The sequence below is a fragment of the Rhodococcus sp. NPDC127593 genome, from assembly GCF_042671975.1.
Taxonomy (GTDB): Bacteria; Actinomycetota; Actinomycetes; order Mycobacteriales; family Mycobacteriaceae; genus Rhodococcus_F.
Genome location: NZ_JBHXWI010000180.1, coordinates 1 through 1367, shown reverse-complemented (window position 1 = coordinate 1367; position 1367 = coordinate 1). Strand labels below are relative to the sequence as shown.

Here is a 1367-nt window from a genome sequence, read left to right as displayed (position 1 = left end):
CGCGCAGCCCACCGGCGGCCGGGACAGATGTCGCTGGTGGCCTGCATGAGGCGTTGTCCGGTGACCACCCGTTCTCCCTGGTTGGTGTACTCCGATTCGCCCGCGTAGGCGGCCAGGACCGACTTGTCGGCTTGTTTGGCTTGCAGGAGCAGGGCTTCGGCCTCGACTCCTGCTTCGAGCAGCAGAATCCACGCGCGGGTGCCGACACTGCCCACGCCGACCACCTTGTGTGCCACGTCGGTGAGGGTGAAGTGATCGAGCAGGTGTCGTCGGTCGGTTTGGAGGGTGTCGCGGTAGGCGGCGACCAGATCTCGTAGTCGGTCGAGCAGCAGATCGGGGTCGAATCCGGTGAGCTCGTCGATCGGGACGATCAGCGGTGGATCGCTGATGATCCGCCGCGTGCGGTCGATGACGGTGGTCAGCTTCCCGATCGCCTGCAGGCGGTCGCGGGTGTGCGCCTTCGCGAGCACGGTTTCGGCCGCCTCGAGCTCCGTCTTCCTCTGCTTCGACTTGTGGGAGGTGAGCGTGGACTCGTACTCGGTGAGGGCGTCGTCGATGTTGAGGTGCGCGTACCAGACGTCGAGGATCGGCTGGGTGGCGAAGGTTCGCATGGCTGTGCGGTACGCGCCCACGGCCGCGAGTGTGGTCTTGCGGTTCTGTTTGGCAGTGAATCCGTTGTCCCGTCCTGCCACGACGAGGCTGGCGGCCAACCGTTTGACATCCCATTCGAACGGGCCGGGCAGGGTCTCGTCGAAGTCGTTGAGGTCGAAGACGAGACGACGCTCAGGTGAGGCGTAGGCACCGAAGTTGGACAGGTGCGCGTCACCGCACAGTTGAGCGTGCAGCCCTGACGTCGGGGCGGTGTTGAGGTCGGCGGCCATCACCAGTGCCGCACCTCGGTAGAATGCGAACGGCGAGAACAACATCCGATCGTATCGGATCGGCAGCAGCTCGGGTACGCGGGTCGCGGCCTGGCTGAGCAACAACGTGACCGGATCACGCGAGGGTGCCGGCCGGAAGTCGGCGTGCCCGTCCAATGGTGCCTGCGCGCGTGCCGCCTTACCCGATGCGGCCCGTTGCTCGCGGCTCGGACGGGGCGCCCCGTCCCGGCTTCGATCCGAGAACGGCACCGACTCACCGGCCATCGCGGATCGTTCGTTCGCGCAGCGCACGATGATCCACACCCTTTCGGCCGGCGGCGTGATAGTGCCAGTCAAGCACTGTTGGTTGCGGTCGGCCAGGACCGTCGGAGTTCCCCGAGTGCAGTCCGGCAGGTTGCGTCCACGATGATGGTGTACGAGCCGGATCTCGTACCAATGACCGGCGTGTCGTAACCGGACGAGAGACGGTCACCGCGTGATTCTTCG

General features: G+C 65.9%; 1 protein-coding gene. It reads right to left on the bottom strand.

All coding sequences use genetic code 11. The features are described 5' to 3' along the window. The coding region (locus tag ACFVJ3_RS49470; RefSeq protein ID WP_378459043.1) for a DUF2252 domain-containing protein at positions 1-1217 on the bottom strand (1217 nt) is incomplete at its 3' end. Positions 1218-1367: the final 150 nt, after the last annotated feature.